Raw genomic sequence first — 15,571 nt, forward strand, 5'->3', positions numbered from 1 at the left:
CAGTGTAGGCGACAATTTGCGCCATGTCTGAAGCTTCCTGTACGAATTCCGTCAGCGCCGCACCCGTGGCCGCTACCCCACCGGTTCTGCCCAAATCCGATCTCAATATGGTGTGGCTGGACTGCGAAATGACGGGGCTGAACCCCGATCGCGACCGCATTATCGAGATTGCCGTGGTGGTCAGCAGCTCCGATCTGCAGATTCGCGTCGAAGGCCCGGTATTCGCCATTCATCAGTCTGACGAACTGCTTGGCGGCATGGATGCCTGGAACAAGGGCACGCATGGCAAAAGCGGTCTCATCGACAAGGTCAAGGCTTCGACCATCAGCGAAGCCGAGGCGGAGGCCGCGCTGATTGCCTTTCTGGGCAAATACGTGCCCAAGGGCAAGACGCCGCTGTGCGGCAACAGCATTGGTCAGGACCGGCGCTTCATGGAGCGCTACATGCCCAAGCTCAACAATTTCTTTCACTATCGCAATATCGACGTGAGCACGCTCAAGGAGCTGGCCAAGCGCTGGAAGCCCGAGGCCTATACCTCCTTCAAGAAGGCGCAGCGCCACACGGCCCTGGCCGATGTGCACGAGTCGATCGACGAGCTGCAGCATTACCGCCGCCAGCTGCTCAGCGTCTGATGGTGCGGTGGCGGGATGGTATAGCCTTGCCACTTGCGGGAAAACCCGGTGCGTGCGACAATGCACTGCTTACCCGATCAATGGGTAATTTTTGCGCATCTCCATCACACACCGGGTTCTTACTTGCGTGCAACGGCCTGCATACAGCCGACACGACAAGCCATAACGCCCATCTGCCCCGTTTTGCGAACGGGCCAGTCAAAGTCTGACGGTGGATGTTGATAACCAACCGTCAAAGAAGCGAGCAGCACGCTGACTGCGTCGCTTTTTGCGTGAGCTATTCATGACAGAAAACTCCCTGGAGCAGGGCCAAGTGGCCGCTGCTGATATTGCTTTGTCTTCGCCTGAAATCGATTCCCGTCTGGACGCCATTCTGGCTGACATGGACGCAGAAGACGCTGCTGCTGAAGAAAACACTGCAGAAGAAACTGCTGCTGAAGAAGTCCCTAACGGCTTCGTTGAACTGGGCCTGGCCCCAGAGCTGGTTCAGGCTGTGGCCGACCTGGGCTACACCCAGCCCACACAAGTGCAGCAAAAGGCCATTCCTCTGGCCATGGGCGAAGCCGCTGATGCCAGCGGTTTCATCGACCTGATGGTGTCCAGCCAGACCGGCTCCGGCAAGACCGCCGCTTTCCTGCTGCCCGTGCTGCACACCCTGATTGAGCAACGCGCCCAAGCCGATGCCGATGCCAAGGCCGAGTTCGAGCGCCTGTGCGCAGAAGCCACCGCCAAGGGCGAGCCTGTGCCCAAGCGCAACAAGCGCAAGGACCCTACCAACTCCCGCAATTTCAAGGCTGCCGTACCTGGCGCCCTGGTGCTGTGCCCCACGCGTGAGCTGGCCCAGCAGGTGGCGCATGACGCCATCGAGCTGGTCAAGCACTGCCGCGGCATCCGCATTGCCAACGTGGTGGGTGGCATTCCTTACCAGTTGCAGATCGCCAAGCTGCAGAACGCCGATCTGGTGGTGGCCACTCCCGGCCGTCTGCTGGACCTGCAGCGTTCCATGCAGATCAAGCTGGACAAGGTGCAGTTCCTGGTGGTCGACGAAGCCGACCGCATGCTGGATCTGGGCTTCTCCGACGATCTGGCTGAAGTCAATGTGATGACTGCCCAGCGCAAGCAAACCATGATGTTCAGCGCGACGTTTGCACCTCGCGTGCAACAGCTGGCCATGCGCGTGATGCACGACAACGGCTCCGGCGTGAAGAAGGTGACTGTTGATACGCCTCAGGAAAAGCACGCCAGCATCAAGCAAGTGCTGTTCTGGGCCGACAACGCTCAGCACAAGCGCAAGATGCTGGACCACTGGCTGCGTGACAGCAGCATCAACCAGGCCATCGTGTTTGCATCCACACAAGTGGAATGTGACGGCCTGGCTACCGACCTGCAGCAGGATGGCTTCTCTGCCGTGGCCCTGCACGGTGCTCTGAGCCAGGGTCTGCGCAATCGCCGCCTGATGGCGCTGCGCAACGGTCAGGTCCAGATCCTGGTGGCTACCGATGTGGCTGCTCGCGGTATCGACGTGCCCACCATCACCCACGTCTTCAACTACGGCCTGCCCATGAAGGCTGAAGACTACACCCACCGTATCGGTCGTACCGGCCGCGCTGGTCGCGAAGGTACTGCTGTGACGTTTGCGGAATTCCGTGACCGTCGCCGCGTGTTCGACATCGAAGGCTATACCCGCCAGCAGTTCAAGGCCGAGACCATTCCCGGCATGGAACCCCAGCAGCGTTTCCCCGCCTCCGGCGAGCGTGACGGTCGCCGTGGCGGCGGCGGCGCCGGTGGTCGCGGTGGCTTTGGTGGTCGCCGTGATGGCGACGGCTATGGCCGCAAGTCCGGCTTCGGCAGCTTCGGCGCCGGTCGTGGCAATGATCGCGGTGGTTTCGGTGGTGATCGTGGCGGTGACCGCTTCGGTGGTGATCGCGCCGGTTTTGGTGCACCTCGCGGCGAGCGCGGTGCGGATCGTGGCTTCGGCGGCGGTCGTCCCGGCTTTGGTGGTGGCGAGCAGCGCCCGGAGCGCAGCTTCGAGCGTCGTGATGACCGCGGCAGCTTCGGCGGCGGCGATCGCGGCGAGCAGCGCGGCGGCGGCTTCCGTGGTGGCGAATCGCGCGGCTTCGGCGGCGGTGAATCGCGTGGCGGCTTCGGTGGCGGCCAGCGCCGTGAAGGCGGCGACTTCGGCCGCAAGAGCTTCGGCGGTGGCCGTGAAGGCGCTCATGCAGGCGCTCCCCGCGAAGGCGGCTTCCGTGGTGGCGAATCGCGCGGCTTCGGCGGCGGCGAACGTCGTCCTGCCTTTGGTCAGGGTGCCGGCAAGCCTTACCAGCCCCATGGCGAACGTGGTGGCGAGCGCAGCTTCGAGCGCAAGCCCCGCGCACCGCGTCGCGACGAGCGTTGATCGCTGATTCGGGCTGCGGCCCGAAGCATGAAAAAAGCCGGCTCTCGAAGCCGGCTTTTTGTTGCCCGTACAGGGCTGGGATCGTTCTTGAAAAGTGAGCTGCTAGCGCATGTCATTCAAGGATTTCAGATACTTTTCAATCTGAAGTCTATATATTACAAGCGGTAGCTGCTCCTTTTTTTAATGTTCGGAGGCATGGCGGCCGATGTCCGGCCAGTGGTGGTGCAGATAGATCCAGGCGACCAGGCCGATCAGCATCATCAGAATCGAGCCGGTGGCCAGCAGTGCCGCCGAATGCATGACCAGCGGCGCGATCACACCGGCCACAAAGCCATTGGCCACCGAGCCCACCACAGCCTGCAGCGAGGAGGCCAGACCACGTCGCGCAGGGTGGATGTCCAGCACCAGCAGCGTCACCACGGGCACCATCAGCGCCCAGCCGTAGGCGAACAGGCTGATGGGAATCAAGGCCCAGCTCACATGTGCAGGCCAGATCAGATTGGCCACCAGATTGATGATGGAGGTCACGCACATCACCAGAAAGCCGTGGCGGATCTGGCGCTTGGGCGGAATGCGTCCGGCCAGGCGGCCGCTGGTCCAGCTGCCGGCCATGATGCCGCCGATGGTGGCGATGAAGAACCAGAAGAACTGCGTGGGCTCCAGCTGCAGGATATCGCCCAGAAAAGCCGGGGCCGACAGCAGATAGAGAAACATGCCGTTGAACGGAATGCCGCTGGCCAGGGCCAGCAGCAGAAAGCGCGGATCGGTGAGCAAGATGCCATAGCCCTGCATCAGTGGTCTGAACTGGAAGGGCTGGCGCTTTTGCGGCGGCAGCGATTCGGGCAGGAACTTGATGTTGATGAGCCAGAGCAGCACGCCCACGATGGTCAGGAACCAGAACACGGCCTGCCAGCTCAGGTGCACGAACAGCCAGCCGCCGATCACGGGAGCCAGTGCCGGCGCAACGCCGAAGAAGATGGTGATCTGCGCCATCACGCCCTGGGCCTGGGTCGGCGGAAAGATGTCGCGCACGATGGCGCGCGAGACCACGATGCCGGCACCGGTAGACAGGCCCTGCAGCGTGCGGAAGATCACCAGCTGGGTGATGTTCTGCGACAGCGCACAGCCGGCCGAGGCGATGGTGAACATCACCAATCCCCAGAGGATGACGGGGCGACGTCCGAAGCTGTCGGCCAGGGCCCCATGAAACAGGTTCATGAAGGCAAAACCCAGCAGGTAGGCCGACAGGGTCTGCTGCATTTCTACGGGGGTTGCGCCCAATGCCTTGGCAATGCCCGAGAAGGCGGGAATATAGGTGTCAACCGAGAACGGGCCCAGCATGCCGAGGATGGCAAGCAGCATGGCCAGAGTCCAACGCGGTCCGCGCCAGAACGTGGAGAGGTCGTTTTGCATAGTGAGTCTTGGGTGGGCAAATACTGCCCGGAGATGTCTGCATGATGCCTGATATGGCGCGGCTCTGATGTCGGCACCCATGCTTTTGCAGATTCGGCGGCGCTCGGGCGCGGCCAAGAAAAAAGCCAAAGTTCCTGAGAACTTTGGCTTTTGAATTTTGGTGGGCCCTGAGTGATTCGAACACTCGACCAACGGATTAAGAGTCCGCTGCTCTACCAACTGAGCTAAGAGCCCGCCGGATAAACCGGAGGATCAACCTGAAGAATCAGATCGAAGAAAATTTTGGTGGGCCCTGAGTGATTCGAACACTCGACCAACGGATTAAGAGTCCGCTGCTCTACCAACTGAGCTAAGAGCCCGCCGGATAAACCGGAGGATCAACCTGAAGAATCAGATCGAAGAAAATTTTGGTGGGCCCTGAGTGATTCGAACACTCGACCAACGGATTAAGAGTCCGCTGCTCTACCAACTGAGCTAAGAGCCCGCCGGAGTAAATCCGGAGGATCAATCTGAAGAATCAGACCGAAGAAATTTGGTGGGCCCTGAGTGATTCGAACACTCGACCAACGGATTAAGAGTCCGCTGCTCTACCAGCTGAGCTAAGAGCCCCACACAACGCCTGCCCTGCAAGCGAGACCGCAATTATGCGCTAATTCTGGAGGGCTTGCAGGAAAACCCGCGGGTTTTTTTAATCCAGTGCGTTGCGGCGTTGCAATTCCACGAACAGGCCCGCCTGGTCCAGGTCGCCCAGGCCGTTTTTCACGCCCTCGGCATAGAGCTGTTCCAGCAGGCCGGTGATGGGTGCGTCAAAGCCGATTTCCTCGGCCGTGGCGGTGGCGTTGCGCATGTCCTTGAGCTGTACCGTCATGCGCCCGCGAGGTGCAAAGTCGTGCTTGACCATGCGTTCGCCGTGCACTTGCAGGATGCGGCTGTCGGCAAAGCCGCCGGAGATGGCTTCACGCACCTTGGCCGGATCGGCCCCCCCGCGTTCGGCCAGCAGCAGGGCTTCGGCCACGGCACCGATGGTGATGCCCACGATCATCTGGTTGGCCAGTTTTGCGAGCTGGCCTGCGCCATGCGGGCCCACATGGGTGGCACGGCCCAGCGCCGCAAAGACGGGCAGGGCTTGTTCGAAATCCGCCGCCTCGCCGCCGGCCATGATGGCCAGGGTGCCGGCTTCTGCGCCTAGCGTGCCGCCCGAGACCGGAGCATCCAGATGGCGCAGGCCCAGCGCGGCAAGCTTGCCGGCATGTTCACGCGCCTCGCGCGGCTGGATGGAGGCCATGTCAATGAACAGCGAGCCTTTGGGCATGGCTTCGGCCACGCCCAGGTCGAACAGCACTTCGCCCACGATGGCGCCGCTTTCCAGCAGGCTCACGGCAAAGTCCACGCCGCGCACGGCATCTGCCGCGCTGTCGTGGATGTTCACGCCATCGGCAGCCAGCGGCTCGGCCTTGGCGCGGGTGCGGTTCCAGGCGTGGACCTCATGGCCGGCCTGGGCCAGGCGGCGGGCCATGGGCAGCCCCATCATGCCCGTGCCCAGAACGGCGATCTTCAGTGTGTTCATGGCGTTGTTTCCCTGGAGTTATGGAACGTCAGCACGTTCTTGTGAATGACGACATGCTAAGCCCTAAGAGCGTGTTTACGATCTCCTCGCGCCGCGACAGTGGCTTTGCGGGATGAGATGCTAGGGGGCGCCCCCCCGCGCGCGATACCGCAGCAATAGCGCGCTATTGCGAGGATTCGCGCGGCCGGCGAGGCAACGCCGCAGACCGCCCGCAAAGCCGCTGTCCCGAAGGGTTGGAGCGAAATCGGGCGATTTCTGCGCGCTGACTCTTGCTTGCACCCTGGTGCAAGCTGCGAGCCATCGCTTCGAACTCATCCCGATTGCGCTCCAACGCGGCTGCGTAGAGATCGTAAACACGTTCTGAAGCAGCCCGCAATCGCGGTCATGACCACAGATCAGTTGTGCGTGGGGGATGCGGAAAATGCAGGGCCACAAACAACAAGGGCAGCCTGAGCTGCCCTTGATGCTTTTTTTGGAGGTTCACCTTCGCGCTGGTGAGTCGCGCCTGGCGGCCTACATCAGCAGATGCTCGCCGGCGTTGTCGCCGCCGAGGATGACGTAGTTGACCTTGCGGATGTCCATGAGCTTGGTGCCGCCTGCGTAGCTGATGGAGGACTGTACGTCCTGCTGCATCTCGACCAGCGTGTTCATCAGCGGGCCCTTGACGGGCTCGAGAATGCGCTTGCCTTCCACATGCTTGTACTCGCCCTTGTTGAAGTCGGAGGCCGAGCCGTAGTACTCCTTGAACAGCTGGCCGTCCACTTCCACGGTCTTGCCGGGCGACTCTTCATGGCCCGCGAACAGGGAGCCGATCATCACCATGGTGGCACCGAAACGGATGCTCTTGGCAATGTCGCCGTGGCTGCGGATGCCGCCGTCGGCAATGATGGGCTTGGTCGCCACGCGGGCGCACCACTTGAGCGCCGACAGCTGCCAGCCGCCCGTGCCGAAGCCGGTCTTGAGCTTGGTGATGCAAACCTTGCCGGGGCCCACGCCGACCTTGGTGGCGTCCGCACCCCAGTTTTCGAGGTCGATCACTGCTTCAGGCGTGGCGACGTTGCCGGCAATCACAAAGGCCGCAGGGATCTTGGCCTTGATGTAGGCAATCATGTTCTTCACGCTCTCGGCATGGCCGTGGGCAATGTCGATGGTGATGTATTCGGGGCAGATGCCGTCGGCCACGAAGCGGTCTACCGTTTCGTAGTCGGGTTGCTTGACGCCCAAAGAAATGGAGGCAAACAGTCCCTTGGACTGCATGTCCTTGGTGAAGGCCACGTTGTCGATGTCAAAACGGTGCATCACATAGAAGAAACCGTTTTGTGCCAGATAAGTGCAGATCTTCTCGTCCACCACCGTCTTCATGTTGGCGGGCACCACGGGCAGCTTGAAGCTGCGGTTGCCCAGCACGACGCTGGTGTCACATTCCGAACGGCTTTCCACGCGGCATATGCGGGGCAGCAGAAGAATGTTGTCGTAGTCGAAGATTTCCATGGTTCCAAGCTCCGGAAAAGGTCACGGCGGGAATCTCACCCACCTCAATTTTCAAGGATAGGCGCTTGGCTTGGAGCCCGGTTTTCGGCAGTGCCGGCATGCAGCAGGCAAAAAAAACCGGACCTCAAAAAACTTGGGCCCGGTGATTGATTCTATACGGCGTCGGCGCAAATCGTATGTTCCGACATCGTTATGAGGGTTATAAGGATTTTCTTATAGGGCTGCCTTGTCCTGCGTCTCGCCGGCTGTGCCATAGACCCGCATGAAGGCATCCACAGCGTGCTCGGTGCACAGGGCAATCTCCTGCGCAGAAGGGGCGGGCAGATGCTGGAACATGAAGCGCGGCAGCAACTCGGCCTCCAGCAACGCCAGCAGGTGATGGCGCATGACCTCGGTGTCTGCATTGCGCAGCAGGCGGCGCTCGATGCCCTGCTGCAAAAAGGCATTGATGGCGGCGTTGCCGCGCGCCGGTCCCATGTCCCAGCAGCGCTGGCCGATATTGGCGCGCCCGCCTTCGCAGACCAGCAGGCGGCGCACGGCCATCACCTCCGGCGAGTACAGCAGGCCCAGGAAACGCTGGCCAAAGTTGCGCAGCGTCTGTGCCGCATCGTCATTGCTGGCCTGCAGCGCCAGCATGGTGTTCTGGAAGTCGGCCTCGGAGGCCTGGAACATCACCTCCAGGAACAGCGCTTCCTTGGACGGAAAGTAGTTGTAGAGCGTGGCCTTGGAGCCGCCCAGCCGCGTGCAGATCTCGGACATGGAAGTGCGCTCGAAGCCCAGTTCGCCAAAGGTGGCCGCTGCAACGTCAATGATGGCTTGTCGCTTTTCTTCCGTTTTGGTGCGCATGGAGCGAAATGTCCTCGGGTGGTTGTGATGTCTTTCAGTGTAGCGCTTGCGATCTTGAATCCTGAAAATATATACTGTACCGTACAGTTCATTATTAAAGTATTTCATGACTCAATGCATAGCCGCCGCGCCGCAGAGGACTCGGCGTGGGCGCCATGGCTGGTGGGTTCTGGGCTTGCCTGCGCTACTGGCAGCCTGCGCCCAGGTTCCCGAATGGGAGGGCAAGGCCGTGCTGGCGCAGCCCGTGCCCGAGACTCTGCAGGCTGCAAACCATGCCCCGCCCATGGACTGGCCCACCCAGCAATGGTGGCAGCGCTATGGCGATGCACAGCTCGATCAGCTGATCGCCCAGGCTCTGGAGGGCGCTCCCGATATGGCTGCCGCCGCAGCCCGCGTGCAGCAGGCCCGGGCCATGCTGGGTGTGAGCGAAGCGGCCTCTGCGCCGCAGCTTTCCGCCCGCGCCTCGGTCAGCGAGGACAAGCTCAGCTACCACCATCTGACGCCAGAGGCCTTCGCGCCGCGCGGCATGAATGACTATGGCCGCGCCACGCTGGACCTGAGCTGGTCGCTGGACCTGTGGGGCAAGCAGCGCGCCGCCGTGGCCGCCGCTGCCGGCGAGCTGGCAGCGCGCGAGGCCGATGCAGCCCAGGCGCGTCTCTTGCTGTCGAGCAATGTGGCCCTGGCCTATGCACAGCTGCTGCGCCTGGCTGCCAATGTGCAGACGCTTGAGCAATCGGTGCAGGTACGCCGGACCACGGCCGAGTTGTTTGAGCAGCGCTATGCCAACGGGCTCGAAAACCAGGGCAGCGTGCACAGCGCCAGGGCGCGTCAGGCCGCGGCACAGGCCGAACTGGCACAGATGCAGGAACAGGTCGCCTTGCAGCGCAACAGCATTGCTGCGCTGATGGGAGCCGCTCCCGATCGTGGTGCGGCTATCGCGCTGGATGCCGGGCGCCTGCAATCACCGTGGCAGCAGCAATGGGCCTTGCCGCCGCAGTTGCCGGCGCATCTGCTGGGCCGTCGCCCCGATGTGGTGGCCGCCCGCCTGCAGGCGCAGGCGCTGGAGTCGCGCGTGGCATCGCAGCAGGCCGAGTTCTATCCCGATGTGAATCTCAGCGCCTTTGTCGGCGTGCAGTCGCTGGGCCTGGACATGCTGACCCGAAGCGGCTCCGGCATCGCCAGCCTGGGTCCGGCCGTCAGCCTGCCGATCTTCAATGGCGGCCGTTTGCGCTCGCAGCTGGGGGCCGCGCGTGCCCGCTATGACGAGGCCGTGGCCCAGTACCGCAGCACGCTGAACCGGGCCTTGCAGGAGGTGGCGGACAACGCCGTCAGCCAGCGAGCGCTGCAGCAGCAGCTGACGGCCATGCAGCAGGCCGTGACGGCCGCGACCGAGGCACATCGTGTGGCGCGCAACCGCTATGAGGGCGGTCTGGCGCGCTATCTCGATGTGCTGTCGGCGGAAGACCAGCTGCTGGCCAGCGTGCGCCAGCTGGTCGATGTGCAGTCGCGTGCCCTGACGCTCGATATCGGTCTGCACCGCGCACTGGGCGGCGGCTGGAGCGAGTCCGCCGGCGCTCCTGATGCGACCGCGCCAAAGGCCTGAGCCGCTTTCCTGAACTGAATCACGACCTACGCACAACGGGTTCAGGCAAGACGACTGTCTCAGCAGGCAGACCGTGATTGCAATCCCGTTTGCGTAAGTCCCATGAATATTTCCAAGGTTTTGTATGACTGAAAACGCTTCTTCCGTGAACGCGAATCCTGCTGCGCGCGAACAGCGCCGCAACCGGCTGCTGGCCGCGCTGGCAGGTGTGGTGCTGCTTGCCGGTGGGGCCGCCGGCGCCTATTGGTGGCTGCATGCCTCCCACTTCGTCTCCACCGACAACGCCTATGCGGCGGCCGAGGTGGCACAGGTCACGCCGTCCATAGGCGGCACGGTGCTGGAGGTGCTGGTCAGGGACACCCAGGCCGTCAAGCAAGGCGATGTGCTGGTGCGCATCGATCCCACGGACGCCAGGCTGGCACTGGCCCAGGCCGAGGCCGAGCTGGCCCGCGCCACGCGCCGCGTCAAGGGCTATGTGGCCAACGATGGCGGGCTGAAAGCGCAGGTCACGGCACGCGAGGCCGACGAAAAACGCGCCGCCGCCCAGTTGCTGGCAGCCGAGGCCGATATGGAGCGTGCCACCATCGACCTGCAGCGCCGCCAGGCCCTGGCCAAGAGCGGTTCGGTCTCGGGCGAGGAACTGACGCAGGCGCAGAATGCTTTTGCCGCAGCCAAGGCACAGCTCGCATCGGCCGTGGCCGCGCAGGCACAGGCCAGGGCCAACCGCGAAGCCGCCATTGGCGCCAAGCAGGTCAACGCCACCTTGATCGAGGGCGCGGATGCCCAGACCAATCCCGAGGTGCAGCTGGCGCAGGCGCGGCGCGACCAGGCCCAGGTCGATCTGGATCGCAGCACGGTGCGTGCTCCCGTCGATGGCGTGGTGGCCAAGCGCAGCGTGCAGATCGGGCAGCGCGTGCAGGCCGGTGCGCCCCTGATGACGGTGGTGCCGGTGCAGCAGATCTATGTGGATGCCAACTTCAAGGAAGGCCAGCTGGGCAAGGTGCGTGTGGGCCAGCGCGTGCAGCTGCAGTCCGATCTGTACGGCAGCGATGTGAAGTACAGCGGCACTGTGGTGGGCTTCAGCGGCGGCTCCGGCTCGGCGTTTGCGGCCATTCCCGCGCAGAACGCCACGGGCAACTGGATCAAGGTGGTGCAGCGCCTGCCCGTGCGCATTCAGCTCGATGCCGCCGAGCTGGCCAGGAACCCGCTGCGCGTGGGCCTGTCCATGCAGGTGACGGTGGACACCCGCAGCGGCCCTGCCGACGCAGCCGGCGTGGCGACCACGGCCGCGCAGTGAGTGCCTCATGAGCGATCACAACGCAAGTGCGGCCGCAGCGGCCGATGCGCCTGCCGTGCCCATGGCCGCCGGCATGGTGCCGCTGACGGGGGGCACGCTGTGGCTGGCGGCCCTGGTGCTGGCTGCGGCCAATTTCATGGCCGTGCTGGACATGACGGTGGCCAATGTCTCCGTGCCCAGCATCGCCGGCAATCTGGGCGCGACCACCAGCCAGGGCACCTGGGTCATCACCAGCTATGCGGTGGCCGAGGCCATCACCGTGCCGCTGACCGGCTGGCTGGCGGCGCGCTTCGGCGCGGTGCGCGTGTTTGCCACGGCCATGGGCCTGTTCGGTCTGGCATCGCTGCTGTGCGGCCTGGCCAATTCCCTGGGCATGCTGGTGTTTGCGCGTATCTTGCAGGGTCTGGCCGGCGGCCCGCTGATGCCGCTGTCCCAGTCGCTGCTGCTGCGCATCTTCCCGCCGCGCATGGCGCCCGCAGCCATCGGCCTGTGGTCTATGACCACGCTGATTGCCCCCGTGCTGGGCCCCATCGTGGGCGGCTGGATCTGCGACGAGTACACCTGGCACTGGATCTTTCTGATCAACATCCCGGTGGCCCTGGTCTGCGCGTTTGCGGTCTGGCATCTGGTCAGGCGCTACGAGCAGCCGCTGCTCAAGAACCCCATAGACACCGTGGGCCTGCTTCTGCTCATCGTCTGGGTGGGCTCGCTGCAGCTGATGCTGGATGAAGGCAAGAACCTGGACTGGTTTGCCTCGCCCATGATCGTGGCGCTGGCTGCGGTGGCCGTGGTGGGCTTTGCGGCCTTCATGATCTGGGAGCTGCATGCCGAGCACCCGATCGTGGATCTGCGCGTCTTCAGGCACCGCGGCTTTTCCATGGCCGTGCTGACCATCAGTCTGGCGTTTGCGGCCTTCTTCGCCGTCAATGTGCTCACGCCGCTGTGGCTGCAGAGCTTCATGGGCTACACGGCCACGCTGGCGGGCCTGGTCACGGCATGGACGGGGCTGTTCGCGCTGTTCGTGGCGCCGGCCGCCGCCGGGCTGGCGGCCCGGGTGGACCCGCGCCGGCTGATCTTTGGCGGGGTGTTCTGGATGGGGGTGATCACCTGCTGGCGGGCGTTCGCCACGACGGACATGGGCTATTGGGACATCGCCCTGCCGCTGATGTTCATGGGGCTGGGTCTGCCGTTCTTCTTCATCCCGACCACCGGGCTGGCGCTGGCCAGCGTGGAGCCGCAGGAGATGGACAACGCCGCCGGCCTGATGAACTTTCTGCGCACCCTGTCGGGCGCGGCGGCGGTCTCCGTGGTCAACACGGCCTGGGAGAACGGCACGACGCGCAAGCATGCGGATCTGGTGGGTTTGAGCGATGCCGGCGGCGAGGTGCTGCACGGGCTGCAGCAGTCGGGCATGAGTGCCGATGCGGCGCTGTCGGCGCTTGATCAGCTCATCACCAGCCAGAGCGTGATGCTGGCCACCAATCAGATCATGTTCATCATCGCGGGCGGCTTTGTGCTCGCGGCCTGCGCGATCTGGCTGGCACCGAGGCCGACCCGCACGGTCGATCCCGGTGCGGGCGGCCACTGAGTGCCGTGGCTTGAATGAATTGATAGCTGCTTGCGTTTGATATTCATGAGTTTCAGATACAAAAGTATCTGAAATCCATATTTATCATGCGCAGGCAGCTTTTCTTTCAGGAGCACGAAGCCGCGAAAGCAGCAGCAAGTCGCAGGGAGTCGCCAGCATTTCTACAATGGGGGGCTATGTTCCCGATCGACCTGCTTGACTCCGCGCCAGACGGTGCAAATTCCGGCGCCAATCCCGCCTCTCACTCGCCCCTGCTGACCGGCCTCAACGATGAGCAGCTGGCCGCAGTGACCCTGCCTGCGGGCCATGCGCTGATTCTGGCGGGTGCCGGCTCGGGCAAGACGCGTGTGCTGACCACGCGCATCGCCTGGCTGCTGCAGACCGGGCAGGCCACGCCCGGCTCCATCATGGCGGTGACCTTCACCAACAAGGCCGCCAAGGAGATGCTCACGCGCCTGTCGGCCATGCTGCCCTACAACGTGCGCGGCATGTGGATCGGCACGTTCCACGGCCTGTGCAACCGACTGCTGCGCGCCCACTATCAGGCAGCCAGGCTGCCGCAGGCGTTCCAGATTCTGGATACCCAGGATCAGCTTTCGGCCATCAAGCGCCTGTGCAAGCAGTTCAATGTGGATGACGAGCGCTTTCCGCCCAAGCAGCTGATGTACTTCATTGCGGGCTGCAAGGAAGAGGGCATGCGCCCTGGCGATGTGGTGGCGACCGACCCCGACACTCGCAAGAAAGTGGAGCTGTACCAGCTCTACGAAGAGCAATGCCAGCGCGAAGGCGTGGTCGATTTTGGTGAGCTGATGCTGCGCAGCTACGAGCTGCTGCGTGACGATGTCCATCTGCGCCACCACTACCAGCGCCGCTTTCAGCATATTTTGGTGGACGAGTTCCAGGACACCAACAAGCTGCAGTACCAGTGGCTCAAGCAACTGGCGGGCGATGATGTGGGCGGGCGCTACGAGTCGGCTGCCAGCGTGATTGCCGTGGGCGACGACGACCAGAGCATCTATGCCTTTCGCGGCGCGCGCGTGGGCAATATGGCGGACTTCATCCGCGAGTTTGACGTCAAAAACCAGATCAAGCTGGAGCAGAACTACCGCAGCTACAGCAACATCCTCGACTGCGCCAACGCCCTCATCAGCCACAACAACAACCGCCTTGGCAAGAACCTGCGCACCAGCCAGGGCCCGGGCGAGCCGGTGCGCATCTACGAAGCGCCCAGCGATCTGGCCGAGGCTGCGTGGATGGTTGACGAAATCAAGCAGCTGGTCAAAAACGATGGCTTCACGCGCCAGGAAATTGCCGTGCTCTACCGCAGCAATGCGCAAAGCCGGGTGATCGAGTCGGCGCTGTTCAATTCCAGAATTCCCTACCGTGTGTATGGCGGCCTGCGCTTTTTCGAGCGCGCCGAAATCAAGCATGCCCTGGCCTATCTGCGCCTGCTGGAGAATCCGCACGACGACACCAGTTTCCTGCGCGTGGTGAATTTCCCCGCACGCGGGATCGGCGCGCGCACGATCGAAGTCCTGCAGGACACGGCGCGCAGCAGCGGCACTTCGCTGAGCGACGCCGTCACCGCCGTGGGCGGCGCGGCAGGCACCAAGCTGCAGGGCTTTGTGGCACAGATCGATGTGCTGCGCGAGCAGACGCAAGGGCGCACGCTGCGTGAAATCATCGAGACCGTGGAAGAGCAAAGCGGCCTGATCGAGCATTACCGCAACGAGAAAGAGGGCGCGGACCGCATCGAGAACTTGCAGGAACTGGTCACGGCTGCCGAGAGCTTTGTGACCCAGGAAGGCTTTGGCCGCGATGCCGTGGCCATGCCGCTGGACGAGCAGCAGAACGCGCCGCAGCTGAGCCAGTCGCCGGTCAGCCAGGGGCTGGACCCGAATCAGCCGCTGCTGGACGAGGCGCTCAGGGCGCCGGCCGGTACGGCGGCCTCCATGGTCAATGCCGATACCGGTGAGACGCTGTCGCCGCTGCAGGCCTTTCTCGTGCATGCGGCACTGGAAGCGGGCGACAACCAGGCCCAGGCAGGCCAGGATGCCGTGCAGCTGATGACCGTGCATGCTTCCAAGGGCCTGGAGTTCGATGCCGTGTTCATAGGCGGTGTGGAGGAGGGTCTGTTCCCGCACGAGAACGCCATGATGGATCGCGGCGGTCTGGAGGAGGAGCGGCGCCTGGCCTATGTGGCCATCACGCGTGCGCGCAAGCGTCTGTATCTGAGCCATTCGCAGACGCGCATGCTGCATGGCCAGACGCGCTACAACGTCAAGAGTCGCTTCTTTGACGAGCTGCCTGAAGAAGCGCTCAAGTGGATCACGCCCAGGCAGAGCGGCTTTGGCAGCTTCGCCCCTTCCTCAGGGGCTGGCGGCGCCTGGGGATCCAGGGGCGCAGGCCAGTTCGGCTCCGGCTCGGGCTGGGGCGGCAAGCAGACCGAAGTCTTTGCCAGCCCGCCCGTGCCGCAGCAAAAGGCCGAGCCCGCGCACGGCATCAAGGCCGGTATCGCGGTGTTCCACAACAAGTTCGGCGAGGGCAAGGTGCTGGCGGTCGAAGGCACGGGTGACGATACACGTGCCCAGGTCAGCTTCGGCCGCCATGGCACCAAGTGGCTGGCGCTGGCGATTGCCAAGCTGACAATCGTTGACTGAGTTGCCCTAGGTCCCTGGCGTATGAAAAAAGCCGCGGCCTTTTGCAAGGCGCGGCTTTTTTGTCGAGGCCCGGGTGCGG

10 protein-coding genes and 4 tRNA genes are annotated in these 15,571 nt (G+C 63.5%); 6 read left to right on the top strand and 8 right to left on the bottom strand.

Annotated features, from left to right (window positions below; genetic code table 11):
• The first annotated feature begins 23 nt into the window (after window positions 1-23).
• Together orn and O987_RS05000 are read left to right on the top strand one after the other, a co-directional pair.
• Window positions 24-632: an oligoribonuclease gene (gene orn / locus O987_RS04995; RefSeq protein WP_003058191.1), complete on the top strand. Its 609-nt coding sequence runs from the start codon at window positions 24-26 to the stop codon at window positions 630-632.
• A 283-nt stretch (window positions 633-915) separates the two neighbouring features.
• A complete protein-coding gene (locus O987_RS05000; RefSeq protein WP_043371014.1) occupies window positions 916-3,027 on the top strand; it encodes a DEAD/DEAH box helicase in 2,112 nt (703 codons plus the stop codon).
• A 180-nt stretch (window positions 3,028-3,207) separates the two neighbouring features.
• Here the strand turns inward: O987_RS05000 and O987_RS05005 are convergent, their stop codons facing one another.
• The 8 genes from O987_RS05005 to O987_RS05040 all read right to left on the bottom strand — a co-directional run bounded on the left by O987_RS05005 (window position 3,208) and on the right by O987_RS05040 (window position 8,344).
• Window positions 3,208-4,440: a multidrug effflux MFS transporter gene (locus O987_RS05005; protein WP_003058187.1), complete on the bottom strand. Its 1,233-nt coding sequence runs from the start codon at window positions 4,438-4,440 to the stop codon at window positions 3,208-3,210.
• Between the two features lie 158 nt (window positions 4,441-4,598).
• Window positions 4,599-4,674: transfer RNA gene (locus O987_RS05010), tRNA-Lys, on the bottom strand.
• A gap of 49 nt (window positions 4,675-4,723) precedes the next feature.
• Window positions 4,724-4,799 (bottom strand) — tRNA-Lys (locus O987_RS05015).
• 49 nt (window positions 4,800-4,848) lie between these two features.
• Window positions 4,849-4,924: transfer RNA gene (locus O987_RS05020), tRNA-Lys, on the bottom strand.
• Between the two features lie 49 nt (window positions 4,925-4,973).
• Window positions 4,974-5,049: transfer RNA gene (locus O987_RS05025), tRNA-Lys, on the bottom strand.
• A 79-nt stretch (window positions 5,050-5,128) separates the two neighbouring features.
• On the bottom strand, window positions 5,129-6,007 hold the full coding sequence (locus O987_RS05030) for an NAD(P)-dependent oxidoreductase (RefSeq protein ID WP_003058186.1): 879 nt from the start codon (window positions 6,005-6,007) through the stop codon (window positions 5,129-5,131).
• Window positions 6,008-6,520: 513 nt separating this feature from the next.
• Window positions 6,521-7,498 carry a GMP reductase gene (locus tag O987_RS05035; RefSeq protein WP_003058185.1) on the bottom strand — a complete coding sequence of 326 codons (978 nt, stop codon included), beginning with the start codon at window positions 7,496-7,498 and terminating at the stop codon, window positions 6,521-6,523.
• Between the two features lie 213 nt (window positions 7,499-7,711).
• Window positions 7,712-8,344 carry a TetR/AcrR family transcriptional regulator gene (locus tag O987_RS05040; protein ID WP_043371015.1) on the bottom strand — a complete coding sequence of 211 codons (633 nt, stop codon included), beginning with the start codon at window positions 8,342-8,344 and terminating at the stop codon, window positions 7,712-7,714.
• 106 nt (window positions 8,345-8,450) lie between these two features.
• Between O987_RS05040 and O987_RS05045 the strand changes: the two genes are divergently transcribed.
• The 4 genes from O987_RS05045 (at window position 8,451) to O987_RS05060 (ending at window position 15,492) form a co-directional block, all read left to right on the top strand.
• Window positions 8,451-9,947, top strand: coding sequence for an efflux transporter outer membrane subunit (locus O987_RS05045; protein WP_003058183.1), 1,497 nt, complete (start codon window positions 8,451-8,453; stop codon window positions 9,945-9,947).
• A 124-nt stretch (window positions 9,948-10,071) separates the two neighbouring features.
• Window positions 10,072-11,244, top strand: coding sequence for an HlyD family secretion protein (locus O987_RS05050; protein ID WP_043371017.1), 1,173 nt, complete (start codon window positions 10,072-10,074; stop codon window positions 11,242-11,244).
• Between the two features lie 7 nt (window positions 11,245-11,251).
• Window positions 11,252-12,832: a DHA2 family efflux MFS transporter permease subunit gene (locus O987_RS05055; protein WP_003058181.1), complete on the top strand. Its 1,581-nt coding sequence runs from the start codon at window positions 11,252-11,254 to the stop codon at window positions 12,830-12,832.
• Window positions 12,833-13,008: 176 nt separating this feature from the next.
• Complete coding sequence (locus O987_RS05060) at window positions 13,009-15,492, top strand: UvrD-helicase domain-containing protein (protein ID WP_043371019.1); 2,484 nt, start codon at window positions 13,009-13,011, stop codon at window positions 15,490-15,492.
• Window positions 15,493-15,571: the final 79 nt, after the last annotated feature.

The sequence above is a fragment of the Comamonas testosteroni TK102 genome (assembly GCF_000739375.1).
Taxonomy (GTDB): Bacteria; Pseudomonadota; Gammaproteobacteria; order Burkholderiales; family Burkholderiaceae_C; genus Comamonas; species Comamonas brasiliensis.

What these genes read in the sequence shown, in the direction of transcription:
- orn (WP_003058191.1), top strand. Translation starts at nt 24, where the DNA reads ATGTCTGAAGCTTCCTGTACGAATTCCGTCAGCGCCGCACCCGTGGCC.
- O987_RS05000 (WP_043371014.1), top strand. Translation starts at nt 916, where the DNA reads ATGACAGAAAACTCCCTGGAGCAGGGCCAAGTGGCCGCTGCTGATATT.
- O987_RS05045 (WP_003058183.1), top strand. Translation starts at nt 8,451, where the DNA reads ATGACTCAATGCATAGCCGCCGCGCCGCAGAGGACTCGGCGTGGGCGC.
- O987_RS05060 (WP_043371019.1), top strand. Translation starts at nt 13,009, where the DNA reads ATGTTCCCGATCGACCTGCTTGACTCCGCGCCAGACGGTGCAAATTCC.
- O987_RS05005 (WP_003058187.1), bottom strand. Translation starts at nt 4,440, where the DNA reads ATGCAAAACGACCTCTCCACGTTCTGGCGCGGACCGCGTTGGACTCTG.
- O987_RS05055 (WP_003058181.1), top strand. Translation starts at nt 11,252, where the DNA reads ATGAGCGATCACAACGCAAGTGCGGCCGCAGCGGCCGATGCGCCTGCC.
- O987_RS05040 (WP_043371015.1), bottom strand. Translation starts at nt 8,344, where the DNA reads ATGCGCACCAAAACGGAAGAAAAGCGACAAGCCATCATTGACGTTGCA.
- O987_RS05035 (WP_003058185.1), bottom strand. Translation starts at nt 7,498, where the DNA reads ATGGAAATCTTCGACTACGACAACATTCTTCTGCTGCCCCGCATATGC.
- O987_RS05050 (WP_043371017.1), top strand. Translation starts at nt 10,072, where the DNA reads ATGACTGAAAACGCTTCTTCCGTGAACGCGAATCCTGCTGCGCGCGAA.
- O987_RS05030 (WP_003058186.1), bottom strand. Translation starts at nt 6,007, where the DNA reads ATGAACACACTGAAGATCGCCGTTCTGGGCACGGGCATGATGGGGCTG.